This window comes from Thermoproteus uzoniensis 768-20 (assembly GCF_000193375.1).
GTDB classification, from domain to species: domain Archaea; phylum Thermoproteota; class Thermoprotei; order Thermoproteales; family Thermoproteaceae; genus Thermoproteus; species Thermoproteus uzoniensis_A.
The window spans coordinates 1814227-1837048 of sequence record NC_015315.1; the positions used below are offsets into that span (position 1 = coordinate 1814227).

31 protein-coding genes are annotated in these 22822 nt (G+C 60.2%); 19 read left to right on the plus strand and 12 right to left on the minus strand.

Annotated features, from left to right (window positions below):
- The first annotated feature begins 24 nt into the window (after positions 1–24).
- From trpA to TUZN_RS10250, 11 genes are all read left to right on the plus strand, one after another.
- The gene (gene trpA, locus TUZN_RS10200) at positions 25–750 is read left to right on the plus strand and encodes a tryptophan synthase subunit alpha (protein ID WP_013680888.1); all 726 of its coding nucleotides are present in this window, start codon (positions 25–27) and stop codon (positions 748–750) included.
- Positions 747–1571, plus strand: coding sequence for a DMT family transporter (locus tag TUZN_RS10205; protein WP_013680889.1), 825 nt, complete (start codon positions 747–749; stop codon positions 1569–1571). The genes trpA and TUZN_RS10205 overlap by 4 nt, the downstream gene beginning before the upstream one ends.
- Positions 1572–1600: 29 nt before the next feature.
- The gene (locus tag TUZN_RS10210; RefSeq protein ID WP_013680890.1) at positions 1601–2833 is read left to right on the plus strand and encodes a TrpB-like pyridoxal phosphate-dependent enzyme; all 1233 of its coding nucleotides are present in this window, start codon (positions 1601–1603) and stop codon (positions 2831–2833) included.
- Positions 2823–3815, plus strand: a complete 993-nt coding sequence (trpD, locus tag TUZN_RS10215; RefSeq protein ID WP_013680891.1) for an anthranilate phosphoribosyltransferase — start codon at positions 2823–2825, stop codon at positions 3813–3815. Before TUZN_RS10210 ends, trpD begins: the two co-directional genes overlap by 11 nt.
- Positions 3812–4450: a phosphoribosylanthranilate isomerase gene (locus tag TUZN_RS10220; RefSeq protein WP_013680892.1), complete on the plus strand. Its 639-nt coding sequence runs from the start codon at positions 3812–3814 to the stop codon at positions 4448–4450. Before trpD ends, TUZN_RS10220 begins: the two co-directional genes overlap by 4 nt.
- 163 nt (positions 4451–4613) lie before the next feature.
- A complete protein-coding gene (locus TUZN_RS10225) occupies positions 4614–5099 on the plus strand; it encodes a hypothetical protein (protein WP_013680893.1) in 486 nt (161 codons plus the stop codon).
- A 5-nt stretch (positions 5100–5104) separates the two neighbouring features.
- Positions 5105–5668 (plus strand): cysteine hydrolase family protein, encoded by a 564-nt coding sequence (locus TUZN_RS10230; protein ID WP_052886246.1) that lies wholly within the window; start codon positions 5105–5107, stop codon positions 5666–5668.
- 120 nt (positions 5669–5788) lie between these two features.
- Positions 5789–6697 (plus strand): ABC transporter ATP-binding protein, encoded by a 909-nt coding sequence (locus TUZN_RS10235; RefSeq protein WP_013680895.1) that lies wholly within the window; start codon positions 5789–5791, stop codon positions 6695–6697.
- Positions 6694–7458 carry an ABC transporter permease gene (locus TUZN_RS10240; RefSeq protein WP_013680896.1) on the plus strand — a complete coding sequence of 255 codons (765 nt, stop codon included), beginning with the start codon at positions 6694–6696 and terminating at the stop codon, positions 7456–7458. The genes TUZN_RS10235 and TUZN_RS10240 overlap by 4 nt, the downstream gene beginning before the upstream one ends.
- Positions 7448–8215, plus strand: a complete 768-nt coding sequence (locus TUZN_RS10245; protein WP_013680897.1) for an ABC transporter permease — start codon at positions 7448–7450, stop codon at positions 8213–8215. Before TUZN_RS10240 ends, TUZN_RS10245 begins: the two co-directional genes overlap by 11 nt.
- Before the next feature lie 75 nt (positions 8216–8290).
- Entirely contained in the window at positions 8291–9103 is an 813-nt protein-coding gene (locus tag TUZN_RS10250; RefSeq protein WP_052886247.1) for a KaiC domain-containing protein, read from the plus strand.
- Between the two features lie 8 nt (positions 9104–9111).
- Here TUZN_RS10250 and TUZN_RS10255 read toward each other — a convergent pair whose 3' ends face one another.
- The 5 genes from TUZN_RS10255 to rnhB form a co-directional block, all read right to left on the minus strand.
- Positions 9112–9663 (minus strand): 50S ribosomal protein L30, encoded by a 552-nt coding sequence (locus TUZN_RS10255; RefSeq protein WP_013680899.1) that lies wholly within the window; start codon positions 9661–9663, stop codon positions 9112–9114.
- Positions 9660–10268 (minus strand): 30S ribosomal protein S5, encoded by a 609-nt coding sequence (locus tag TUZN_RS10260; protein ID WP_052886248.1) that lies wholly within the window; start codon positions 10266–10268, stop codon positions 9660–9662. The genes TUZN_RS10255 and TUZN_RS10260 overlap by 4 nt, the downstream gene beginning before the upstream one ends.
- 117 nt (positions 10269–10385) lie before the next feature.
- Complete coding sequence (locus TUZN_RS10265) at positions 10386–10739, minus strand: nucleotidyltransferase domain-containing protein (protein WP_013680901.1); 354 nt, start codon at positions 10737–10739, stop codon at positions 10386–10388.
- Complete coding sequence (locus TUZN_RS10270) at positions 10721–11101, minus strand: HEPN domain-containing protein (RefSeq protein WP_013680902.1); 381 nt, start codon at positions 11099–11101, stop codon at positions 10721–10723. The genes TUZN_RS10265 and TUZN_RS10270 overlap by 19 nt, the downstream gene beginning before the upstream one ends.
- Before the next feature lie 68 nt (positions 11102–11169).
- Entirely contained in the window at positions 11170–11781 is a 612-nt protein-coding gene (gene rnhB, locus TUZN_RS10275; RefSeq protein WP_013680903.1) for a ribonuclease HII, read from the minus strand.
- 24 nt (positions 11782–11805) lie between these two features.
- Here rnhB and TUZN_RS11300 point away from each other — a divergent pair, with 24 nt between their 5' ends.
- On the plus strand, positions 11806–11979 hold the full coding sequence (locus TUZN_RS11300) for a hypothetical protein (protein WP_013680904.1): 174 nt from the start codon (positions 11806–11808) through the stop codon (positions 11977–11979).
- A 23-nt stretch (positions 11980–12002) separates the two neighbouring features.
- On the plus strand, positions 12003–12374 hold the full coding sequence (locus TUZN_RS10280; RefSeq protein WP_013680905.1) for a HEPN domain-containing protein: 372 nt from the start codon (positions 12003–12005) through the stop codon (positions 12372–12374).
- Here the strand turns inward: TUZN_RS10280 and TUZN_RS10285 are convergent.
- Complete coding sequence (locus TUZN_RS10285; protein ID WP_013680906.1) at positions 12368–13012, minus strand: uracil-DNA glycosylase; 645 nt, start codon at positions 13010–13012, stop codon at positions 12368–12370. The genes TUZN_RS10280 and TUZN_RS10285 overlap by 7 nt on opposite strands.
- 38 nt (positions 13013–13050) lie before the next feature.
- Here TUZN_RS10285 and TUZN_RS10290 point away from each other — a divergent pair, with 38 nt between their 5' ends.
- From TUZN_RS10290 to TUZN_RS10300, 4 genes are read left to right on the plus strand one after another with little or no spacing between them, the layout of a single operon-like run.
- Complete coding sequence (locus TUZN_RS10290; protein ID WP_013680907.1) at positions 13051–13524, plus strand: uL15 family ribosomal protein; 474 nt, start codon at positions 13051–13053, stop codon at positions 13522–13524.
- Complete coding sequence (secY, locus tag TUZN_RS10295) at positions 13524–14939, plus strand: preprotein translocase subunit SecY (protein ID WP_013680908.1); 1416 nt, start codon at positions 13524–13526, stop codon at positions 14937–14939. The genes TUZN_RS10290 and secY overlap by 1 nt, the downstream gene beginning before the upstream one ends.
- Positions 14940–14941: 2 nt before the next feature.
- The gene (locus TUZN_RS11375; protein ID WP_013680909.1) at positions 14942–15097 is read left to right on the plus strand and encodes a hypothetical protein; all 156 of its coding nucleotides are present in this window, start codon (positions 14942–14944) and stop codon (positions 15095–15097) included.
- Positions 15098–15125: 28 nt separating this feature from the next.
- A complete protein-coding gene (locus TUZN_RS10300; protein WP_013680910.1) occupies positions 15126–15944 on the plus strand; it encodes a putative RNA uridine N3 methyltransferase in 819 nt (272 codons plus the stop codon).
- A 23-nt stretch (positions 15945–15967) separates the two neighbouring features.
- Here the strand turns inward: TUZN_RS10300 and cc1 are convergent, their stop codons facing one another.
- Positions 15968–16135, minus strand: a complete 168-nt coding sequence (gene cc1, locus TUZN_RS11380; protein WP_013680911.1) for a DNA-binding protein CC1 — start codon at positions 16133–16135, stop codon at positions 15968–15970.
- 74 nt (positions 16136–16209) lie between these two features.
- Between cc1 and TUZN_RS11565 the strand changes: the two genes are divergently transcribed.
- The gene (locus TUZN_RS11565) at positions 16210–16332 is read left to right on the plus strand and encodes a hypothetical protein (protein WP_013680912.1); all 123 of its coding nucleotides are present in this window, start codon (positions 16210–16212) and stop codon (positions 16330–16332) included.
- A gap of 1 nt (position 16333) precedes the next feature.
- Here the strand turns inward: TUZN_RS11565 and TUZN_RS10310 are convergent, their stop codons facing one another.
- The 3 genes from TUZN_RS10310 to TUZN_RS10320 form a co-directional block, all read right to left on the minus strand.
- On the minus strand, positions 16334–16795 hold the full coding sequence (locus TUZN_RS10310) for a vitamin K epoxide reductase family protein (protein ID WP_013680913.1): 462 nt from the start codon (positions 16793–16795) through the stop codon (positions 16334–16336).
- Between the two features lie 18 nt (positions 16796–16813).
- Positions 16814–17848, minus strand: coding sequence for a sugar phosphate nucleotidyl transferase (locus tag TUZN_RS10315; RefSeq protein WP_013680914.1), 1035 nt, complete (start codon positions 17846–17848; stop codon positions 16814–16816).
- Positions 17849–17911: 63 nt separating this feature from the next.
- Positions 17912–20710 carry a DEAD/DEAH box helicase gene (locus TUZN_RS10320; RefSeq protein ID WP_013680915.1) on the minus strand — a complete coding sequence of 933 codons (2799 nt, stop codon included), beginning with the start codon at positions 20708–20710 and terminating at the stop codon, positions 17912–17914.
- A gap of 90 nt (positions 20711–20800) precedes the next feature.
- Here TUZN_RS10320 and TUZN_RS10325 point away from each other — a divergent pair, with 90 nt between their 5' ends.
- Positions 20801–21370, plus strand: a complete 570-nt coding sequence (locus TUZN_RS10325) for a hypothetical protein (protein WP_052886249.1) — start codon at positions 20801–20803, stop codon at positions 21368–21370.
- On the opposite strand, the gene TUZN_RS10330 is transcribed toward TUZN_RS10325, so the two are convergent.
- Positions 21336–22166: a CBS domain-containing protein gene (locus TUZN_RS10330; protein WP_013680917.1), complete on the minus strand. Its 831-nt coding sequence runs from the start codon at positions 22164–22166 to the stop codon at positions 21336–21338. The two genes, TUZN_RS10325 and TUZN_RS10330, sit on opposite strands and share 35 nt — an antisense overlap.
- Positions 22167–22222: 56 nt before the next feature.
- Positions 22223–22801 (minus strand): XTP/dITP diphosphatase, encoded by a 579-nt coding sequence (locus tag TUZN_RS10335; RefSeq protein WP_013680918.1) that lies wholly within the window; start codon positions 22799–22801, stop codon positions 22223–22225.
- Positions 22802–22822 lie beyond the last annotated feature (21 nt).

Sequence of the window (22822 nt, forward strand, 5' to 3'; positions counted from 1 at the left end):
TTAGGCAGACCCCAATCGCCGTCTATGGCCGCGTTGCCTAGGCCAGGCCTCGGCGTGTACATAACCGCGAACTGGCCCAACCGCGACGTCTTCGCGAAGTTCCTCGACGCCGTTAAGGGCATCGCCGACTTCGTGGAGATAGGGATACCTACGGATAACCCGAAATACGACGGCCCCTTCATAAGGTCCAGCCATAGATCCGTGCAGGTCAAGGGCCTCGACGCGTTGAGGGGGCTGAGATTGCCCGAGAACGCCGTCTTGATGGGCTACGCCGAGGATTTCGCCGGAAGGTTCGACGAGCTGGCCAGAGCGGCCGCCGAGGCGGGCGCCGTCTCGGTCCTCCTCCCCGATCTCTTGATAGATATGCCAGAGATGCTCGACGCCTACGTGGCGGCGATGAGGAGGGAGGGGCTGGCGCCCACGTTCTTCCTCCCCGGCAAGTTCCCATACGCATTAGCCGAAAGGCTGGCCGGCTACGGCCCTCTATTCATATACGTGGGCCTATACGCGGCGACCGGCATTAAGTTGCCCGTCTACGTCGAGAGGAATATCAAGCTTGCCAGAAGCCACATAGGCGGCATCTACCTAGTCGCGGGCTTCGCGATAGATAGCCCCGACAAGGCGAGGGCCCTAATCGAGGCGGGGGCCGACGGGCTTGTGGTGGGCACCGCCGCCATGAGGCGGCTCGCCGAAGGCGGCGTGAAGGCCGCCGTCGACTTCCTCTCGGAGATACGGAGGGCGATTAAATGAGGGCCTACGCCTATCCGCTCGTCGTAGCCGCCATCTGGGGGCTCGCCTATCCCCTAACCAAGTATCTGGTGGCCTTCTTCTCGCCGGGCTTCATAGCGTTTTTCAGAGCGCTCGTCGGCTTCTTGATGCTGTCCGCTGTGTCGAAGCCGTCGCGGCTGGATTGGCGAGTGGCCGCCGCGGGCGTTCTGAACATGGGCGCCACCGTGTTGCTCATAAACCTCTCGGTCATGCTGTCCAACAGCCCAGGCCTCGTGTCGTCTCTCATGTACACACAGCCCCTATTCCTAATCGCCCTTTCCGCCGCCTTATTGAGGACTCAAGTTAAGGCGAGCGAGGCCCTCGGCGTAGCTCTCGGAGTGCTCGGCGTGGTCATATCGGCGATGGGAGGCGGCGCCAGCCTTTATGACTTACTGCCGGTGCTCGGCGGATTTATATGGGCGCTGGGCACCGTGGCCTATAGGCAGTGGCTTGCGGAAAGGCCTCCGACGGCCACCACCGCGACCATGAACGGCGTAGCGGCAATTTTCCTGCTACCGGCCGCGGCGCTGTCCTGGAGGGCTTCCTTCACCGTGAGGGCCACTCTTCTCTTGATAATACTTGCTGTGTTGGCCCAAGGCGTGGCCTGGCTCCTGTGGTTCCGCTCAGTCCGCGAGCTCGGCCCGGTAAAGGTCGGCGAGCTGTCGTTGCTTGTGCCGGTGTTCGCATATTTGTTTTCCTATCTGGCCTTTGGTGCGATCCCCACAGCCGATCAGATAGTGGGGTCGGCGCTTATACTGCTCGGCATATTGACGATCTATATAGGCGCGGCAAAGCTTAAATAGGGCCGGGTACTCGGCTCTATGTCGTCGGGGTGGATAGGTGGTACAACATAGGTGCCGATCTGCCCATCCCGTTACCTCCGCCTAAAGATCCAGACGATGGCGATAGCAGAATCGCGTTGCTCACCAAAATTCTGCCCTCGGCGTTGATAGACCAGGAGTTCACCGCGGAGCGCTGGATACCGATACCGGAGGAGGTCAGAGAGGCCTACGCGCGGATGGGGAGGCCCACGCCGTTCAGAAGAGCCGAGGGGTTCGAGAGGAAGCTCGGCGTGAAGGTCCATATCTACTATAAATACGAGGGGGCTCTGCCGGTCGGAAGCCACAAGTTGAACACGGCGCTGGCCCAGGCCTACTACGCGAAGCTGGACGGCGCCGAGGAGGTAGCCACCGAGACAGGCGCAGGACAGTGGGGCATGGCCGTGTCGCTGGCGGCCGCCTTGTTCGGCCTCAAGGCCACTGTGTTCATGACGAGGTCTTCCTACAACAGCAAAAGGCAGAGGGTCACATTCATGAAGGCGTATGGGGCGACCGTCTACCCGAGCCCCAGCGACGTGACCGAGACCGGGAGGAAGTTCAACAAGCCCGACCATCCGGGCTCCCTCGGAATAGCTATCTCGGAGGCTGTTGAGTACACCTTGGCCGGCGAGAGGAGGCGGTATCTGCCGGGTAGCGTTCTCGAGTTCGTCTTGATACACCAGTCGGTCATCGGCCTTGAGGCCATCGAGCAAATGCCTGAGGAGCCCGACTACGCTGTCGGCTGTGTGGGCGGCGGCTCTAACTTCGGAGGCTTCACGTATCCAATGATAGGGATGAAGCTGAGGGGCGAGGGCTTCGAGAAGACGAGGTTCCTGGCCGCCGAGTCTGCCGCCGCGCCTAAGCTCACGTCGGGCGACTACCGCTACGACTTCCCGGACGCCGTTGGGGTATTGCCCATGATTAAGATGTACACGCTCGGCCACGACTTCGTCCCGCCGGCGGTCCACGCAGCGGGCCTCCGCTACCACGGCGCCGCCCCCAGCCTCTCGGTCCTCAAAAGGCTGGGCTTGGTCGAGGCGGTGGCCTATAGGCAGGAGGAGGTCTTCGAGGCAGCCGTCATGTTCGCGAGGTCCGAAGGTATAATACCGGCGCCCGAGAGCTCCCACGCAATAAGGGCGGTCGCAGATCTCGCCAAGAAGTTGCCTCCGGGCTCCGTCATAGCGTTCAACCTGTCCGGCCACGGGCTTCTGGACGTAGACGCGTACGAGAAGGCCCATGTCGCTTAAAAAACTGGGCGAGGGAGGGGCTCTGAGCTACGAGGAGAGCTACGCGCTTGCCCTATCGATGTTGAGGGGCGAGCTGGGCGACGTGGAGATCGCCGCGGCGTTGACCGCCATGAGGGTTAGAGGCGAGACGCCTGAAGAGGTGGCGGGCTTCGCCAGAGCGGCGCGCGACACCTGCGTCAAGGTGGAGGTGGATCTACCTGCGATCGATACGGCGGGGACTGGAGGCGACGGGCAGAGGACGATAAACCTCTCGACGGCGGCGGCGCTCGTGGCGTCGGCGGCCGGCGCGTACGTGCTCAAACACGGCAATAGGTCAGTAACGAGCCCGACGGGTAGCGCGGACTTCCTCGAGGCTTTGGGCTACAACATAAACCTAAAGCCGGCCGAGGCCATCCAAGCCCTCAAGGCGTCTAGGTTCGCCTTCCTCTTCGCGCCGGCCTACCACCCCACGTTCTCCCGGGTGGCCCCAGTCCGCAAGAGGTTGCCGTACAGGACCATATTCAATATAGTAGGCCCGTTGGCAAACCCTGGACAGGTGAAGAGGCAGGTAATCGGCGTTGCGGAGAGACGGCTTATGCCTGTGGTTGCCAGAGCCGCCGCCATGCTGGGCCTAGAGCACGTCCTCGTCGTGCACGGAGAGCCCGGGATCGACGAGGTCTCCATAGAGGGAGCCACCGCTGTGGCTGAAATGAGAGGCGGCAGAGTGGAGGAGTACGTCGTGACGCCCGAGGACCTAGGGATACCCCGGGGCAGAATACCTAGGGCCGACACCAGAGAGGAGTCGGTGGCCAAGACCTTGAGGGGCTTAAGAGGCGAGGACCGCGAGGCCGAACACGCCATAGCTGTCAACGCGGCGTTCGCCCTATATGTGGCCGGCCTGGCCGGGGACGTCAAGGACGGCCTCGAGCTAGCTCTGCAGACCATAGAGTCGGGCCGCGCTGCGCAACACGTGGATGTGGTCGTCAGGGCGAGCAGGCCGTGACGCTTCTGAAGATCTGCGGGCTGACCAGACAAGTCGACGTAGAGCTCGTGGACAGAATAGCTGACTACGCCGGCTTCATAATAGATCCCGAGACCAAGTCGCCCAGAAGGATAACGCCCGACGCCGCCAGAGATCTGTCATCGGTTCTGAGCAGGGCGAGGCCGGTCGCGGTCTTCGACGCATACGATCCAGCTCTGGCCGTGGATCTGGCCGCGCGTTACGATTTCCCCGTGGCGCAGATGCCGCAGATATTCGGCGGAGACGTGGAGGACCTCGCGCGGGAGAGGGGCATCTCGTTAGCCCCCGTAGTGCTTTTCGGCAGAGACGACGTCTTGGGGAGAGTAGCGCGCCTAGCCGGCGGCCGCTACGAGTACGTGCTTGTGGACGCGGTGAAGGGGTCGCGCACAGCATACAGCCACGGCCTCCGCCTACCTCTCGAGCTTATAGAGGCCGTCTCGGCGTTCGGCAAAGTCGCGGTGGCAGGCGGGATCACGCCGGACAACGTAGAGCACGTCTTGAGGTTCAAGCCGTATATGGTAGACGTCGCCAGCGGCGTGGAGGCCTCGCCCGGCGTGAAGGACAGTAGAAAGGTCTACGCGCTGGCCGAAAAAGTCAAGGGGAGTATACAGGACTAACCCACGTCGCCAGCCGGTATATATGCCGATTGATAGATCTTTGCCGGCCATCTAGCCGCTCGCGGCTTATGCCGGCCGACGAAAGCTTGAAAGCGCCTAGGCGGGGCGAGCCCTAGGAGTTGTCGAACAGAGAAGCCTAATAACCACCGACGATTTAGTATCCGTGTTGCTGGTGTTGGTTTATTCGACCGACGAGAGCCTGGCGTCTAGTGTGCTGAGGGATCTCCGACATATAGAGATCGCGCCGGGCGTAGCCGTCACTTGGGAGCAGGAGGAGAAGGTGGGCAGAATACTCGGCGCGGCTAAACGCAAGCTTATAGAGCGCTGGGAGGCCGAGGGCTCGGGCCCCTCTCTAGAGTATGCGGTATTGAAGCTGACCGACGAGCAGTACAACGCCGTGAGGCATATGGTGAGGAGGGCCCTCGACGAGAGGGCATCGGCTCTGGCCGGAGAGTTGAGGAGGCTGGCCGCCGACATGAGGAGGGGGAAGGGCCGCGTCCAGGAGCTTAAGGCGAGGTTTAGGCGGCTGGCGAGCGCCGTCGCCGAGCTGAACGAGGCCTCGGCGAGGCTGGACATACACACCTCGGCGCTGGCCGAGCTGAACGAGGCGTACCGGGAGGCCAACGCCGAATATTTAAAATTAAAATAGCCGATATATCTATGCTAAACCCCGAGGAGCTGAAGAGGTTCATCAAGAGGAGCAACTCCGTGCTCGTGGTCTGGGACGTTCAAGAAGCCCTCGTGAACGCCGTATTCAACAGAGAGGAGTTCTTGGCCAAGCTGAAGGAGTTGATAGATGGGGCTAGACGGCTCAACGTGCCCATCGTCTATACCAAGATAACGCCGTTCCCCGAGAGGTTCGCCTCGCCGTTTCGGAGAAGCTGGAATCCCGGCGACATCTACAAGGACGTGTACCCGCGCGAAGGCGATGTGGTCTTGAATAAGAACACGACGTCTATATTCGTCGGCACGAACTTCGAGCTACTGTTGAGGAACGCGGGCATAACCACTATAGTGTTCACAGGCATAGCGACAGACATAGGGGTGGAGACGTCGGCACGCCACGCCCAAGCTCTGGGCTACCTACCTGTCGTCGCCAAGGAGGCTGTGTCCTCCGCCGATAAGGCGGCCCACGAGAGGTCTCTGGCCAATATGGCGAGGCTGTTCCCCGTACTGACCAACGCCGAGATACTGGAGCTCTGGGAAAGAAACCCGTAGCTCTGCTAGGCGAGGTCTATACGCGCGATGCGGCAGTTGTCTATTTCTCTTTACAAGACAAACACCTATTGTCTGTTTGACTTTATAGAAAGGTATTTTATCCTCGGCCTTTAGGGACCCATGGACTTCGTCGTCGGCGAGGGCCTACGCAAGAGGTTCGTGAGCAAGGAGAGGATGGGGCTGTTCAGGAGCAGGGTCAAGGTCGTCGAGGCGCTGGCCGGCGTCGACATCTCTATAGGCAAAGGCCGCCTCCTATCCCTAGTGGGCCCCAACGGCGCCGGCAAGACGACCTTAGTGCGTATATTCGCCACGCTCCTCCTGCCGGATGGAGGCAGGGCCTACGTAGGGGGATTCGACGTCGTGCGCGAGGCCGATAAGGTCAGGCGATTGACGGGCCTCATGTTATACCCGGACAAGGGATTCTTCGGCCGCCTCACCGGCCTGGAGAACTTGGTGTACTACGGCATGTTGTACGGCATGGGCAGAAAAGACGCCGAGAGGAGAGCCCTGGAGCTTCTGGAGCTGGTGGGGCTGTGGGACGCCAGACATAGGCCCTACGAGGAGTACTCCATGGGGATGAAGGCGAGGCTCGGCTTGGCTAAGGCCTTGATGAACGACCCTGAGCTCTTGTTGCTAGACGAGCCCACCGTAGGCGTGGATCCACTAGGCGCCAGGAAGATAAGGGAGGTGATTAAGGGGCTCAAGAAGGACGGGAAGACCGTGCTCTTTACCTCCCACAACCTGTACGAGGTCGAGGAATTATCCGACGAGGTTGCCCTCATCGTCAAGGGGAGGATACTTGCTAAGGCGCCGCCGGATAGGCTCAAGAAGAGCTTGGGGTTCGAGCCGGAGGCCGTCGTGAAGGCCGTGTGCAACGGCAGAGAGGAGGCGATCTCGCGAAAGGGCGGGGGCGAGGCCTTGGTGGAGCTGGTCAAGAAGGCCGCCGAGGAGGGGTGCACGGTGTTGGAGGCGTATGTCAGAGAGCCGCCGCTAGAGGAGGTAGTCGTCAAGACGATCGGCGGCGTATGAGGGCCGGCCTCTACCTCGCGGCAAGGCACTACACGAGATATTACGCGCTTTCCCTCGCCTTCTCGCTCATCGCGCCGTTCATAAGCGGTCTGTTTTATCTAGCGGGCTGGGTCGTCACCGGAGGACGTGCAGATATCGACAAATTCCTCTACCAGCTCATCGGCGTCGTGTTGATAATGCTGGCCCAGCTGGCCACGTCGGACTTTCTGTGGACGCTACACGGGCTTATGTCGGGCGGACAGCTGGAGTACCTAGCCGCGTCGCCAGCCGGGCCTCTGCCCACGCTGGTCTCGTATTACCTCGTCCAGCTGGTTGTCTTCGGAACAGGATTCTCCACCACCACGGCCGTAGTGGTTGCCGCCATCAAGGGGCCTATATACGGCGTTGCGGTCCCGCTGGCGGTCGCCGTGGCGGCCGCGTCCTCGTTGCCGCTAATAGGGATAGCCCTCTGCTCGGCGTATCTCGTGCCGTACTTGCGCAACCCATCGCCGATAACTATGCTTCTCAACGTCGCGATTGTGTCCCTCGGCGGCGTTGTGTATCCGGCGTCGGTTCTACCGTCGGCGTTGCGCCTCGCCTCTTCCCTCCTGCCTTTCACCGAATGGGCAGAGCTCGTGCGGGGCGTGGCGTTGCGTCTCGAGGTCCCTCCACGGGCCCTGGGCCAGCTTCTCGGATACATGGCGTATTTCGCCCTAGGCCTGCTCGTCTGGAGGTCGCTCATGATTAGGTTCAAGAAATCGGGGCTCTACCATGTTTGGTAGCGTAGCTAGAGAGCTCCGGGTACTTGTGAGGAGGAGGGCCTGGCCTCTGTTGGCTATAGACACGATAGTGAACGCCCTATGGTTCGCGAGCATAGCCCTAGCCATCGCGTGGTACGGCGCCGATGTGGCCCAGACTCTGCGCTACACCTTCTGGGGCGTCGCGGAGCTCTTGATATTCTCGGCCCAGACCTGGACGGCCGCCGCGTTCAGCGACTATGTGAGGAACGGCGTTATGGACTACGTCGCCGCCTCCACAGAACGCCTACACGTATACCTGATCGCGTCCATGCTCGCCGCATCTATCCTGGCGTTCCCCGGCGTGTTGACGAGCACAGCCGTATACTACCTACTGCTAGGCGAGACTCCGCCTATCGCCCAGCCCTATCTCTTCGCCATAGCGCTCGTTATATTCACCATGGCGTCTACGCTGATATCTGCCGCAACCACGTTGTTGCTCGCCGCCCTCAGGAACCCGAGCCTGGCGGCGAACGTAATCCAATGGGTCGTGCCGATGTCGGGCGGCATGATACCGCCGACCGTCATGCCGAGGGCCGTCGCGAGGTGGTTCACGCTGTCGCCGCTTCAATACGTCGTCGCGCCCTTGACGTATTCCGCCACAGGGACGTGGCTCGTAGATCCGGCGGTCACGCTGTCCATAGGCGCGATCGTAGTCGCGCTGTTCTACTGCATTGTCGTATACGCTGCCGAGACCGCGTTGAGGAAGTTCAGGAGGTGCGGCAAGTGGGGGTTTGAGTAGCGCGGGCGCCTCTTGACCGCCGCATCGGCTAACTGGGCCCGGCTCAACCTTATTTATCCGCCCTCCAGATCTGACGTGTCCGAGGTCGAGAGGATCTCGACGGGCATTAAGGAGCTGGACGACGCGCTTGAGGGCGGGATACCCAAGGGCAGTTGGGTGGTGGCCACGGGGGAGCCGGGCGTCGGGAAGTCCATACTCGCCATGCATTTCGCGTACGCGGGGCTGAAGGCAGGCGACCCCGTCGTCTACGTCACGACTGAGCAGGAATACAGAGACGTGGTGGTCCAGGCGAGGCAACTGGGCATGGACTTCGGGAGGTACCCGACCTACAGCCTGGGCTGGCGGAAAGAGCCCGAGGAGTTGCCCCAGATAGTGGTCGTCGACATCTTCGGCCTCTTGAAGGTGGCGAGGCAGTTGACTGAAAAGTCGAAGGAGGAGAGCTCCGATAAGGTCAAACGCTACGCCGCCCTCTCGGTCGACACGCTGATAGAGGCGATAGGCGAGGCCTACAAGGTGCTGGAGGTTGTCGAGGAGGGCAGAGGCGCCCCCGTGAGGCACGTCCGCCTCGTGATAGACTCCATGTCGGCGTTCTGGGTGGACAAACCCGTCATGGCCAGGAAGTACTCGTACCAGCTGAAGATAGCGACCCACCGCGATAACGTAACGGCGCTTCTCACCAGCCAGTACGCGCCCACCACGGGGCAGGCCTACGGCTTCGGGCTGGAGCATATAGCCGACGGGGTGATCCACATGTGGATGGACGACGTGGAGAGCGCCAGGGAGGTGAGGCGCCATCTAATAATCAAGAAGATGAGGATGACGAACCACAGCCGCAAGGCCTTCGACGTGGAGATCGAGCCGGGGAGGGGGCTGGTCCTGAGGCAGTAGGCGGCTTTTTAGATCATTCTGGCTATTAACTCGTTTATAGCAGGGCCTCTATAGCCGAGGTCGCCGCCCTCTGCGAAGCTCCTCTTGACGTCCTTGAAGCCGCCGATAGGCGGATGTAACCTAAAGAACGGCTTCATGTAGGGCACGCATAGCACTTTCCCCTCCTTCCTAGGCCAAGTGCCCCTCTTGGGACAAGCTATCCTCTCTATCTCGCCGGAGACGTACGCAAGCGCCAGCTCCTCGAAGCTCTGCCACCCGTACTTCCTCAGATGGTCCTCTGTCAGAGGCCTGTCCCCGACTATTCTGCCTCTTCTGGCCAAGACTTGGGCCAAGGTGTCGGCGTCTATCTCGCCCCAAGTGATCCAGCTCTGGGCCTTCTCCAACATGCCCTCGACGTCGGGCTTGGCCACCACAAGCGACATCACGAACTTCCTCCTGAGCCTCAGATAGCTCAACGTAGCCTCTACCTCCCTAGGCGTGTTCACGACGCCGCGTATCCTTATGACGGCGTATCGCGGATATACGGCCCTCTCGGCTTGTCCCTCCACTACGGCGGTCATATCTTGAACCTATAGGTATTCCTCAGCGCGTTGTAGGTGGCGAGCGCGAAGTTCAACGTGGTCCTCGTGTCGCCAAACGTCTTGGTCCACACGTCCTTTATGCCGGCGAGCCTCAGTATGGCCTTCGCCACGTCGCCCGCCACGAGCCCTACGCCCTTTGGGGCCGGTATCAGCCTAACCACGACGCTGCCTGACTTGCCCTCGACCACGAAAGGCACGGAGTGAGGCTCGTCGCAGGAACACCTCCAGGAACCGCATCCCCTTCTGACCGGCGTTATGTTGAGCTTCGCCTCCCTGACGGCCTTCTCTATGGCTTGCCTGACCTGGCGGGCCTTGCCTATGCCTATGCCCACGTAGCCGTCCTCGTTGCCCAACGCGACCACGGCCTGGAACTGGCTCACCTCGCCTGCGTCTGTCTGCCTCTGGACGATGTTTATACTCAAGAGCTCCTGTTTCAGATTGGGGAGAAGCGCGTCGACTATCTCGGGCTCCTTTATCAACATATTCGCCGCGAAGACCTCATCTATGGTCCTTATCTTCCCCTCCTTGACTAGCTGGCCGAGGCGCGTCCTCGGCTCCCACATCGAAAGATCTACGGCGCTCATCGCCGTACCGTGTTCCGGCTAATATTTAAACATTTAGCGCCGGCCTCGCCGAACGCCCCCGACCTCGGCGCGTCTCCGGCCTCGAGCCGGGAGAGATTCTCGCTTACCTCTTCGAGGTCAGACCCTCACTAGTACATCTATGAGCCTTCTATACCACCCCTCGAACTGTTCCCTAGTGGTTACGTGTATTTCGAAGATCCCCCTCACTCCAAGCCCCTCCTCTATTATACTAGCCAGCTGGGCCGCTTTGGCCAGCTCGCCGCCATAGAGGTCCGACACAATCAATATATCTATGTCGCTGTCCGGGCGCATATCGCCTCTGGCATAGCTGCCGAAGAGGAACACCTCGGCGCTTGGATCTGCCGCAGTGGCTATCCTCTTTATCTCTGCGAGGTAGCGGTCGAGGTTCGCGACGACGGCCCTCCTCGCCTCCGCTCTTCGCCTCAGAAGCTCTACGAATTCTCTAGACATAACGCTATAGAGCCCCACTCATCGGCCAGGTGCAGGGCCGCCTCGGCGTCCTCCCGCCTCGCCTTATAGGGCAGATACCTAGACGAGATATAGGCGTACTCCAGAACGGCCAGATTCGCGCTCCACTTCTTCAGGAAGTCGGGAAGTCCGCAGACGGCGCCGTAGATCTCCACCACTCTATCTAGAAGATCCCGGAGGTAATGCGTCTTGGGGAAATCTCCCAGCCTTCTGTAGAGCAGATATTTTGAGTACAGCTGGACGTACTGTTGGATGTGGAAAAGCGCCAGCTCGTAGTGCCCGCGCTCTAGGGCGTAGCGCGCGTGTTCCAGGAACTGGAGCGCTCTCTCTTTCAAGACGCTCACGGAGATAGAGGTCCCCGAAATTAAAAAGCTCCAGCGATCGCGGCGCGGCCCCCTCCGCCTGGGAGACGCTACTGGACCATCGACTGTCCGTCGCCTTTCAACCTCTTCAGAGTGCCCCAGCTATGCCTAATACACTCAACAGCTATCTTGCCCGAGCGCAGCGCGGAGATAGTCTTGCTGTCTGAGGGGTAGCCCGAGCCGAAATCGCCCATCTCAGATCTCAGCATATCGACCAGGCGGTCTCTGACGACCTTGGCCACAATGCTGGCGGCCGCCACTTGCGGCACGCGCTCGGCCTTGTTCATGGCCACTACTCTACGCCCCGACATCCTCGAGAGCAGTTCGGAGAACCGCTCCGGCTTGGGGTCGGGGCTATCCACGTAGTATACGTCCGCGTCGCACAGCCGCATCAATTTCGCGGCCTCCTCGGCCTCCAACAGATTGAGCTTGTGGGACGCCGCCCATTCGTCTATCACGTGGGGCTCTAAAACTACATAGTTTACACACTCTGCCGACTTCAATATCAGCGGGTAGAGCCTTTCCCGGGCCTTCCTGGACAGCTCCTTGGAGTCCCTGACGCCGAGCGCCCTCAACGCCTTCTCGTTTCCCGCAACAATAGCCAACACCATGGGGCCCACGACGGGGCCGCGCCCCGCCTCGTCGATGCCTGCGACAACCACAAATACGGATACATAGGGGGTAATATGGACGTGCCCAAGGAGCTTTCAGCCTATCTCCAGATAGTGGAGGAGGGAGGGGCGAAACACATAGTGTGTAGGAAATGCGGCAAGCGGTTCTTCTCAATAAAGGACGCCGCCAGACACCTCGCGTCGGTGCACGACATAAAGTTCGCGTCTCAATTCTATGAAAAAGTTTAAGTATGGAAAGCGATTAGCACGACATGATGATACATCCCAAGTGGTATGAGCGCCACGTGAGGCATCTCAACGACGCGATATCCGCCCTTGAGGAGGGCGATCACAGATCTGCTTGCTACAACGCGTACGTGTCGGTGGAAGCGCTCGCTAAGGGGATATTGGGCTACGACCCCTACGGGCACTTCCAGGATATAAAGAGGTTACCGGCGCTCGTCAAGGAGGTAGCCGGCGCAGAGCCTCCCGAGGACGTGAGCAAATGCGCCGCTTGCTTAGAGAGCCAGGCCTTCGGCGAGAACGGCGAGCGGTGTATAAAATGCGCCGAAGTTATCAGCAACTACCTCTACGTATTCCTCAAGGCTAGGGAAAGGCAGAGGCAGATCTGGAGGCCTTACTGACATCCGGCGTAGGCCTTGGCCGCCTTGAGAACGGCCTCCAGCGCCTCGAGGTCGAGCCGGCCCGTGTTGGTGTTGCGCGGCGAGGGGTGATACGACGCGTACACCCTTACGGGCCCCACGTCCGCGAAGGCGCCGTGGGAGAACTCGGGCGGCCGCGAGCCCAAGGCCCTAAACACGGCTACCCACGCCACCCTCCCGAGCGCCACGACGGCCCTCGGCCTCACGAGCGACAGCTCGGCCTTCAGCCAAGGCGAGCAGTTCGCGAGCTCCTCAGCGTTCGGCCTATTGCCCGGCGGCGCGCATTTGACCGCCGAGGTTATGTAGACGCACCTCACCTCTGTCCCGTCGTCTCTCGAGACGCTGTAGGGGTGGTTGGAGAGGCCCACTGCGTGTAGTGCCCTAAAGAGGAACTGGGCTGAGGAGTCGCCGGTGAACATCCTGCCGGTCCTATTCCCCCCGTGCGCGGCCGGCGCCAGGCCAACCACCATTATCTTCGCCTTGGGATCGCCCCAGGGAGGGACCGGGCGCCTCCAGTAGGCCTGTCCGGCGAATTTAGGCAACGGAGGCACACCCTCCCTATACGCCACGAGCCTGGGACATCTCCTGCACTGGACCAGCGCCCTCAAGAGCTCCTCCATAGAGTCAAAGCTTATATAGGGGCTAATAAAGTTCAGCGATGGTCCGCCGTTTTAAGCCGGCGATTAAGTACAGGAGAGGCACGAGGACTCACGGCTGGGGTAGGGTGGGCCAACACAGGAAAAGCGGTTCGTCGGGCGGCAAGGGCATGGTGGGATTTCACAAACACAAGTGGTCTTTCGTGATGGTGCACGCAGAGGAGACGTCGGGCTGGCCCTTCTACGGCAAGCACGGCTTCAAACAACCTAAACAGATATCGGTAGAGTGGAGGCCCATCAACGTGGGCAGGCTGGAAGAGCTGGTCGAGGAGATGGAGAGCCGCGGCGCCGCGGTTAAGGAGGGCGGGAGATACGTCGTGGATCTGCTCAAGCTGGGCTACAACAAGTTGCTGGGCGGCGGAGAGGTTTCGCGGCCTCTGGTGGTCTACACGCCGGTGGCGACCCGCGCGGCCGTCGAGAAGATCGCTAAGGCGGGCGGCGAGGTCCGCATAGTCCACGGCGTCATACACAGATAATGGAGTCTCTAGACCCCATTTTGGAGCGGCTTATAACGGTCCAGAGGCCCAAGAAGGCGTTGCCTCTATCAACCCGCCTAATGTGGACCGCCCTAGCCGCCCTCGTCTACATCATAATGACCATCACGCCGCTTTGGGGGATACACAGGACAGCGCCTACCGGCGCCGCCGCGTCCATATTCTACAACCCGTTGGTGTCGACGATATTCGGCACCACCTTCGGCACTTGGGCCCAACTGGGCATAGGCCCCATAGTGGTGGCCGGCATAATCATGGAGATACTCCAGTTCTCCGACTTGTTGCCCTTCGACCTAAACGACAAGAAGGACAGACTTAGGTTCTCTGCTTTCCAGAAACTCCTGGCGCTGGTCATGGCCGCCGGCGAGACCGCGGCCACGATAGCGACAGGCACCTTCGGCCAGCTGACGCCCATAGAGGCCCTCGCGGTGTTCGTCCAGCTGTTAATCGCGACCCAGATAGTGATTCTGCTTGACGACATGATAGCCAAGGGGTGGGGCTTCGGCGGAAGCGCCATAAACCTGATAATACTGCTCTCGATAACCAGGACCTTCTTCGTAGATCTATTCTCCTGGAACATGCCGACCTTCCCCAACATCAACCCAGCCGACTACCCCGCCATGCAACTCCCGCTCGGCTTCGTGCCCGCTCTGGCCGTCGCCGTGTACAACACGATCCACGGGATCTCCCCGGGGATACTCGATCTATTGTTCAGACAAGTGCCTCCCTCGATCGCCCTGCCCGACGTGGTGAGCCTCGCCGCCACTCTGGCCCTGGCCTACATAATAGTCTACATAGAGCAGATGCACGTCAACATACCGGCCGCCTATACGCAGTACTGGGGCTTTAGGATAAACATACCTCTGAGGTTCATGTACGTGTCGGTGATACCCATAATCTTCACGGCCTACTCCCTCATCTTGGCGGAGCAGATAGTCGCCGGGGTAGCCGCGCTGACAGGCGGCATATCCCCCGCGCTCGCCGTGTTGCTCACCGCCATGACCCCCGCCAGGATATTGACCCCCGACTACATAGTGCTCCACATACTGCTCTACGCCGCGCTGGCCACCGTCTTCGCCTGGCTGTGGGGGCAGATAGGAGGCATAGGCCCCGACGAGTACGCCAAGAGCTTAGTCCAGTCGGGCCTCCACGTGCCCGGCTTCAGACAGAGCGAGAGGATTATGGCGAGGGTTCTCAAAAGGCCCATAAACACGCTTATACTGCTCAGCGGAATGATCGCCGGCACGTTGGCGGCTATCGGCGATATCTTCGGCGTGTGGGGATCCGGGATAGGCCTCATACTCCTCGTCGAGATAGGGCTGGGCTACTACACGCAGATATTGCAGGAGGGCTTGATGGAGGTCTACCCAGGCCTTAAGCGGGTCTTGAGCCAGTAGCGATGTCGACGGCGCCCGCGGGCCAGCTCGCTAAGAGGCTGAGGGATGTCGTGGACGAGCTGGAGGCCGCCGTGGAGGACGGCGACTGCAAGCTGGTCGAGGAGGCGCTTGACGAGTTGAGGAGCATAATAGACGAGCTGGAGGAGCAGGGGGCTTAGCTTCTTTTTATATCGGCCGCGTCCCTACGTGGACATCGCCGTACCTCACGACGTTTTGTCGGAGGCCCCCGACGAGGAGAGCAAGGTGAGGAAATTGGGCTACATAGCAAGAGGGGCCGCCGTCTTCCGGGCGGAGAACTTGATAATATATACATACGGCAACGACGTTGATTGGGAAGAGGTGGAGCGGATGAGGCTATTGCTCGAATACGCGTCGACGCCGCCCCACCTGCGCAAGAAGCTCTTCAAGTTAGATAGGAGGCTTAGGCTCGCCGGCCTACTGCCGCCGTTGAAGATACCGAGCCACACACCCCCGAAGGAGCCCTCCGTAGGGGACGTGATAGAGGGCGTCGTCGAGAGGTGGGACGGGTACTACTCCCTAGTGTATATAGGCGGCAGGAGATACGCCAAGATCCCCAAGCCCTACCCCATAGGCTCCCGCCTACTGGTGAAGATCGAGGCAGAGACCGACCGGCCCGACATATATAGAGCTGTCGTGGTCAAGAAGCCGCCCGACTACTGGGGATACAAGGTCGAGGTCAAGCCCTTTAAGCAACTGGCCGACGGCTACGACACCGTGATCTACACGGGCAGGGAGGGCCGATCTGTGTGCGAGGGCTTGCCGAGGCCCGTAGGCCGCACCTTAGTGGTGTTCGGCGGGCCGAGAGCCGGCGTTGACGAAATAGCGAAAATAGAAGGGGTAGAGCTGAAGGGCCTATTCCTCAACTTCATACCGAGACAGGGAACCGAGACTGTCAGGACCGAGGAGGCCATCTTCGCCGTCTTGGCCCTCCTCAACTACGCAAGCGTGTGCAGCGTGGGCAAGCCGACGAAGATTGAAAAATAGAAAAAAATTGGGGGTTTGTTTGTTTATTTCTTCTTGCCGATGAGGCGCCAGACTTTTATGCCGGTGTAGGGCGAGGTGGCTACTGCGAATATCATGGGGCCTCTAGCAGTATTCTTCTCCACAGTCTCGTACTTATCAGTCTCAAACGCCTGCTTCGCCTTAATATCGTAGAACTTCAGCTTCTGTGGCATGCCCTAACGAACGGCGATACTTATACGCCTAACGGTTAGAAAAAGATTATTAGTGGTGAGTATACTGCGGGGACATGGGCGGGAGGCAGAGGACCAGTCTGTTCATGACGTCGGAGGAAGAGGCGAAGAAGCTGGGCATAGAGACCTCAAGCGAGGAGGAGAAGGGGAAGAAGGAGAAGAAAAAAGAGAAGAAATAATTTATTTTTTCAAAATATATATCTTTTTCAAAAATATTGAAATTAAAATAAAATCAATTATTATAAATATATGCATTATAGTGCAGTATAGACAGAGAGCCTTGAGGACCACTAGCTCTATGTATAGGAGGTACGGCAGTACCGCGATACCTACAAGCCTCCAGTAGAAGAGCGACGTGAGCACGCCGTTTTTGAACGTGCGGAAGTACGCGACGACTAGGCCTATGTTGAGGACGAACCAGACAGCGGCTAAGCCGTCTAGGGGCACCGGGCCTATGTGGGCGTAGGGGCTCGACAGGACGGCGACGCAGTCTACGGTGACGCCCGGCAGTATGGCCTGGGGCAAGTAACAGCCCGGGGGCATTCTGCCGAGGATGTACCACATGTAGAGGACTAGGGCCGACGAGATCAGCCCGCCTACTGAGAAGGCGATGAGGAGGACGAACCAGCCCGTACGTCCCATGCCGAGGCGGGGGATCTCCTACTTATCCGTTGTGGCCGTCAGCTCCTCCAGAGCTTTTAGGTACTCCGCCGCTTTTTGGCCGAGGCCGAATCTCGACAAGTCCCTCTCCAGGAGCTGGGGGATCTTGGCCCCGTCCATGGCCCGAATCTCGCCGTCTCTGTATATGACGAGCGGGGGCACGTCCGTGTCGACGAGGCCGTAGACGTGTGATAGAGGGCCTATGTACTTCCCGCCGTATATCAACGTGCCGATGGCGGTCTTGACGAACTCCCCTATGACTGGGCCTAGCTTAGCGTAATGCCTATTGCTGTAGCTGGGCCTTATGGGCCCTAGGGTGTTCTTGAGGTTCGAGACTGTCGTGCCCGCGCCGAAGTTGACGAAGGCCGAGACGTAGCTGTCCCCGAGATATCCGTGGTGCTCCTTGTACGTGTAGGCGTCGACGATGGAGTTCTTGACCTCGTCTCTAGCCCTCACGCCGTAGTATAGGGCAGTCCCTTGCCGTATATACGAGAACGGGAGGACCTCGGACTCGGGCCCTATCACCGCCGGCCCCACTACGTAGGTGTACTCGTGGGTTTTCCCCCATATAACGGCCTCCCCCTTCACGACGCCGCCGGCCTCGCCCCTCAAGAGATCTACGCCCAGCTCCTTCAGCCGCGCGATGGCGGATCTCATGACGTCCACGTTGTTCGCGACGAGGTCGGCGTAGGTCTCAAGCGGCTTGCATTCCCTCAAGACTCCGCCGCCGAGCCCCAGATCGGCGCGCACGCCCTCGCAGTCCACGGAACCCGCCCGCAACAGATAGGGTGCGACGGACACGTCTATCCTCGGCACGTCTGGAGGTATCTCGCCGTATCTAAGCTCCAGTCTACAATATCTGCCTAGGGCGAGCGGGAGGCCTAGATCACGCCCCTCGACGTATATCGTGACGCGGTCGGCCTTGTCGCATAGGGCCAGCGCCACGAGCTCGGCTATTCTGAACCCCCCCACGACGGCCAGCGGCGGGGGGATCAAAAGCCTCGGCCTCAGTTGCCCCACCAGCGCAAGCTCCACGGACTGGCTGAGGGACGTTATTAAATTAACCCCGGCCTGCCCCGCGCCGGCCTCCCGCCTCTATTAGGCCTCCAGCAACCTCGCCTTGAGGTGCTCCTTCTCGCTTTCGACCAACAGCTCGGTCAGCTTGTTGAGATCGGCGCCGTCGGCCTTGGCCAAGACGGCCTCCAGCTCCTCTATGGGTATCCTGCTGGCCAAGGCGTACAGCCCCCTCCAGCCGTACCTCTCCAGTATCTCTCTGCTCTTGACGACCTCCTCAGACCTCCGCCTCACCTCTCTCTCCAGGTTATCGGTGGAGAAGTACCTCACGACGCCCAGCTTGCCGCCGCACTTGGGGCACTTCACCTCGTAGACCTCGCCCACCCTCATCAGTCCAGTCCAGCCGCAGTCGGCGCACACGAACAACATCGTCGTGTTGAGGAGCCGCGCCTTAGCGCTCTCCAGGACCAACCTCTTCAGCCGCTCCGGCGGTATTACCTCGAGCCTATGGGCTAGCTTGTCGTAGGCCACCTTGCCTAGATGTGTCGGGCCTCTCGCCACCTTCACGGATATCCTCCCCTCCTTGATCTGTTGCAGGACGCGCCAGAGCGACTCGAGGTCCAGATCTTGCTCTAGAGCTTCCCTCAAGGCCTCGTCGAACACGGGAGTTCCGCTGAAGGCCTCGACGAGCTTTCCTATACTCACGCTGTATATGTCGGCCTCCTTGTCCACGGCGCCGAACCTCTTGGCCACGTAGAGGAACCTCCTCTTGAAGGAGCCGGACTTTATGAGGGCCGACTTCACGAGCTCGGCCAGCTCCACCGGCTGGAGATCGGCGAGTCTCCTCAAGGCCGCCACGACGGCCTCGACCGGGAGGCTCCGCGAGGACTGTATTATGACCGAGTAGGGATCTTGGTGGAAGCCCACCGGCATGTCCAGCTCCTTGATCAACAACTCGCCGAGGAGCTTCGAGAGCGTCCTGTTTGCCAGCGTGCCGAGGTGGGCGTGGACCACCACGACGTTCTCCGCGAACTGCTCCACCACCACTGTCTTGTCGTCGGGTAGATACTCGGGCGGCTGTTTATACAGCTCCTCGGCGACGTATTCGGCGGCGGCTTTAGACATGCCCATGCGGACGAGCGCCTCCGCCGCCTTGGCCCTATCGCCGAGGGCTCTGAGCTCTCTCTTCAAGGCCCCGACCCCTTGCGCCACCTCGAACGGCACCGGTATCTCCTCGCCCACCCAGCTCGGTATGGCCCCCGACGGGTCGTCCACCTCCACCACCTTTATCGCTCTGCCATCTACCTCAGTTATCAGCCAAGGCCTCCCCCTAAAAACGAACTTGACTCCCGGCGTGCCGTACTCGGCCACGAAAGCCTCGTCGAGCGTCCCTATGAGCTCGCCCGTCTTGGCGTCGACCACGGCGTATTGCCTCTCGTCGGGTATCATGGAGAGCGTCTCGAAGAAATACCTGTAGAACCCCCTATTGCGCGGCCGCACTACCACGTCGTCTTCCTCGAAGTAGAGGGCCAGCCTCGGCTTCAGCTGGTCCATGAACTTGGCGACTCTACGGAGCTCCTCCAGGGTGAGATCCCTGTAGGGATACGCCCTCTTGATAATCTCGTAGAGCTCCTGGAGCTTCCAACGGGGCCTCAACATGAGGAAGGCGGCGATCTGGTTCGCCAAGACGTCGTAGGGCTTGTAGGGCACCTTCGTGGCCTCGAGGAGGCCCGCCTTGGCTCTCCTGACGATCTCGAAGGCCTCCAGCACGTCGTTCACGTCGTCGCCTATTATCACTCCTCGAGGCACCAAGGTCAGCCTATGCCCGCTTCTGCCCACTCTCTGGACCAGCCTCACGACTTGGTGCGGCGAGAGGTACTGGATCACTAAGTCAACGTGGCCTATATCTATTCCCAGCTCCAGGCTCGAGGTGGCGACGACTGCCTTCAACCTGCCGCTCTTCAAGCCATTCTCGACGGAGAGTCTGACCATCTTGGAGAGCGATGAGTGGTGGACCGAGGCGGGCAGGTCCGGATACGCCTGCGCGAGCCTGAAGCCCAACAGCTCGGCCATGCTCCTCGTGTTAACGAAGATGAGCGTCGTCCTATTCCTCTCGACCAGCTCCTTTATAGTCCTCAGACGCGCCACGACGTCCTCGTGGGTGGACAGCCGTTGGGCGTCGGCGCGGTCCCTATCGTCGGGAATGGGCCTAACTACCTCCAACTTCATGTGCCTCACCACGTTCACCTGGACAACCTCGTAGGGCCTCCCGACGCCGAACAAGAACTTGGCGACCTCGTCGACCGAGCCGACGGTTGCCGAGAGCCCGATTATCTGCAGATCCCTGCCGACGTGGTACCTAAGCCGCTCGAGAGTGACGCTGAGCTGGACGCCCCTCTTGTCCTCGGCCAGCTCGTGCACCTCGTCAACAATTACCCACCTCAGCTGCTTCAAGTGCTCCAGCAACCTCTTGCCGGTGAGTATCGCCTGGAGCATCTCGGGCGTCGTTATGAGCATGTGCGGCGGGTTGCGGCTCTGCCTCTGCCTATCCGCCTCGTCGGTATCGCCGTGTCTGACGTCGACCGATATGCCCAGCTTGGCCCCCCACCACTTCAGTCTGTCCAACAGATCTCGGTTGAGGGCGCGGAGGGGGGTTATGTAGAGGATGTATATGCCGGGCTCCGTCGCGCCCAGCTCCAGGAACTTGGAGAAGACGGGCAGTATGGCGGCCTCGGTCTTCCCCGACCCGGTCGGGGCTATGATCAAGACGTTGCGGCCCTCCAGCACCAGCGGTATGGCCAGCCTCTGGGGCTCCGTGGGCTCGTTGAACCCCTTCTCGGCTAGAGCCGCCCTAATCGCTTCGTGCAACGCGGCGAAGGCCACGACGCGGGGATTACCTGCGAAATAAAAACGTTTTCAGAATACATCGATCCCCTTAGAGTAATATATATTAAGGAGCTCCTCCCCGCCTCCATGCGCCTTCCTGCCCTGTTGCCTTTACTGGCCGCGCTCGTCCTGGCCTTCCCATCGACGTTCCAAATATTGGTGGGGCCGAACGCGACTATTCCCGTCTCGATCAACGGATCCGCGTTGGTGGTCAACGGAACTAGATACAACGTGCCCCAGCTCCCATACACGTGGATTGCCTTCCCGCCGTCTGCCAAGAGCTATTTAGCGGTCGTAGGCTTGAGCTACCCGTTCTCCGCATGTCAGTTCGCCTCGACGCCCGATGGCTTCTCGGTGTCTTGCGAACAGAACCAGCCCATGACGGTTGTCTACGTGGCCTCGCCCGGCTACAGCCTATACTGCGATCAACAGCCCCTGTCGCGGCAACTCGAGGGACAGGTGGGGGTACTTCAGTTCAACTCTCTGCGGCTCGACTGCCGGCTGATAAGAGGCGCGGTCGGCGCTACGTTGAACCCGTCTCTAGGCTTGCTTACAGCCGTCCTGGGCGCGGTCGCGTCCGCCTTAGGTATTGCGTTTGCCGGGCTCCTCCTGGCGATGGTCCTCAAGCAAAGAGGAGGAGAAGCGTCTTCTCGGTGACCATCCCTATCACGTTCCCGCTTTCTCTGTCCACGACAGGCACGCCGCCCACGTCGTACTCCAACATCTTCTTAACTATATCGGTCACGTAGTCGTCTGGCGAGGCCAAGAATATTGGGGACTTGGCTATGTTGATGGCGTATTCGTTGACGATCTCGTCAACGTCGCCTTCCTTGGCCTTGTTGAACGTCGACTCGTCGGCGAAGTAGCGCAACACGTCCTTCGCGTGTAGCATGGAGATGACCTTGCCCTTCTCGTCGACTATGGGGTACCTCCTGAATCTGTATACTGTGATGCCCTCGAGCGCGTCCATGACCGTGGAGTACTTGGTCAAGACGTACACGATCCTCGTCATCACGTCTCTGATCTGGTGGGGGAACCCGGCCTGAGCCACTATCTTCATGGCGTCCCACTCGGTGAAGATTCCCACAAGCCTTCCGTCCTCGTCGACAACAGGCATGGAGCCGAAGTTGTGTTTGAGGAAGAGCGATATGGCCTCCCCCACCGTCATGTTGGGCCTCGCCGTTATGACGTTCCGCGTGGCGAACTCTATCGCGGGCCGCATGTAGACGTCGCCGTATAGGGATTTGCCGCCCGACTCGACGAAGGAGTATATGGCGTCCAGGATATCCAACGCGGTTATTATGCCGAGGAGGCTCTTGTCCTTCACTATGGGCAACCTCCTTATGTCTAGCTCGACCATCTTGCGCAAGGCGTCTATCACCTTGTCCTTCTCGCCTAAAGTCACCACGTTCTTCGTCGCAACTTCAGCCAGAGGCGTCGACAATACGTCCACATATCAACCACCTACTATGTTTATAAATGCTACTCTCGGCGGGCGGCCGCTCGCGCTTAGCCGATCGGCGGCTGCCTCTCGGGCGATCTGGCCAGGAGCCATTCGGCCAAGGCCCTAAACGCCTTTCCTCTATGGGAGAAGGCCGACTTCTCCTCCAGGCTCATCTCGGCGAACGTCTTAGTGTGGCCGGCAGGCACGAAGATGGGGTCGAATCCGAACCCGCCAGAGCCTCTGGGCTCGCCTATTATGAAGCCCTCGGCGATCCCGGCGAAGACCTTGACAGACCCCTCCACGCATATCGCCACGGCCGACTTAAAACGCGCCGATCTATTCTCTACGCCGGTCATGAGCTTGAGGATCCCGGCGATCCCTAGAGTTCGGTAGACGTACTCCGAGTAGGGGCCCGGGAACCCGTTGAGCGCATCTATGTAAAGCCCGGCGTCCTCCACGGCGACGAGCTCCTCGCCGAGCTCGCACAGCCTCCTCGCGGCAACCTCCGCGACGGCCTCCACGTCGTCTGCCTGTATCTCGAGCTTCTCGACGTCCTTCTGCTCCACCTCTATGGAGTACTCGCCGAGGACGTGCCTCGCCTCGGCAACCTTGTGAGGGTTCGATGTCGCAAGGTAGATCCGCACGCCACGTCGCCGGCGCCGCGT

What these genes read in the sequence shown, in the direction of transcription:
- TUZN_RS10240 (WP_013680896.1), top strand. Translation starts at nt 6,694, where the DNA reads ATGAGGGCCGGCCTCTACCTCGCGGCAAGGCACTACACGAGATATTAC.
- TUZN_RS10235 (WP_013680895.1), top strand. Translation starts at nt 5,789, where the DNA reads ATGGACTTCGTCGTCGGCGAGGGCCTACGCAAGAGGTTCGTGAGCAAG.
- TUZN_RS11565 (WP_013680912.1), top strand. Translation starts at nt 16,210, where the DNA reads ATGGGCGGGAGGCAGAGGACCAGTCTGTTCATGACGTCGGAGGAAGAG.
- TUZN_RS10280 (WP_013680905.1), top strand. Translation starts at nt 12,003, where the DNA reads ATGATGATACATCCCAAGTGGTATGAGCGCCACGTGAGGCATCTCAAC.
- TUZN_RS10265 (WP_013680901.1), bottom strand. Translation starts at nt 10,739, where the DNA reads ATGTCTAGAGAATTCGTAGAGCTTCTGAGGCGAAGAGCGGAGGCGAGG.
- TUZN_RS10325 (WP_052886249.1), top strand. Translation starts at nt 20,801, where the DNA reads ATGCGCCTTCCTGCCCTGTTGCCTTTACTGGCCGCGCTCGTCCTGGCC.
- TUZN_RS10255 (WP_013680899.1), bottom strand. Translation starts at nt 9,663, where the DNA reads ATGACCGCCGTAGTGGAGGGACAAGCCGAGAGGGCCGTATATCCGCGA.
- TUZN_RS10205 (WP_013680889.1), top strand. Translation starts at nt 747, where the DNA reads ATGAGGGCCTACGCCTATCCGCTCGTCGTAGCCGCCATCTGGGGGCTC.
- cc1 (WP_013680911.1), bottom strand. Translation starts at nt 16,135, where the DNA reads ATGCCACAGAAGCTGAAGTTCTACGATATTAAGGCGAAGCAGGCGTTT.
- TUZN_RS10310 (WP_013680913.1), bottom strand. Translation starts at nt 16,795, where the DNA reads ATGGGACGTACGGGCTGGTTCGTCCTCCTCATCGCCTTCTCAGTAGGC.
- TUZN_RS11300 (WP_013680904.1), top strand. Translation starts at nt 11,806, where the DNA reads ATGGACGTGCCCAAGGAGCTTTCAGCCTATCTCCAGATAGTGGAGGAG.
- TUZN_RS11375 (WP_013680909.1), top strand. Translation starts at nt 14,942, where the DNA reads ATGTCGACGGCGCCCGCGGGCCAGCTCGCTAAGAGGCTGAGGGATGTC.
- TUZN_RS10285 (WP_013680906.1), bottom strand. Translation starts at nt 13,012, where the DNA reads ATGGAGGAGCTCTTGAGGGCGCTGGTCCAGTGCAGGAGATGTCCCAGG.
- TUZN_RS10290 (WP_013680907.1), top strand. Translation starts at nt 13,051, where the DNA reads ATGGTCCGCCGTTTTAAGCCGGCGATTAAGTACAGGAGAGGCACGAGG.
- TUZN_RS10260 (WP_052886248.1), bottom strand. Translation starts at nt 10,268, where the DNA reads ATGAGCGCCGTAGATCTTTCGATGTGGGAGCCGAGGACGCGCCTCGGC.
- trpD (WP_013680891.1), top strand. Translation starts at nt 2,823, where the DNA reads ATGTCGCTTAAAAAACTGGGCGAGGGAGGGGCTCTGAGCTACGAGGAG.
- trpA (WP_013680888.1), top strand. Translation starts at nt 25, where the DNA reads ATGGCCGCGTTGCCTAGGCCAGGCCTCGGCGTGTACATAACCGCGAAC.
- TUZN_RS10245 (WP_013680897.1), top strand. Translation starts at nt 7,448, where the DNA reads ATGTTTGGTAGCGTAGCTAGAGAGCTCCGGGTACTTGTGAGGAGGAGG.
- secY (WP_013680908.1), top strand. Translation starts at nt 13,524, where the DNA reads ATGGAGTCTCTAGACCCCATTTTGGAGCGGCTTATAACGGTCCAGAGG.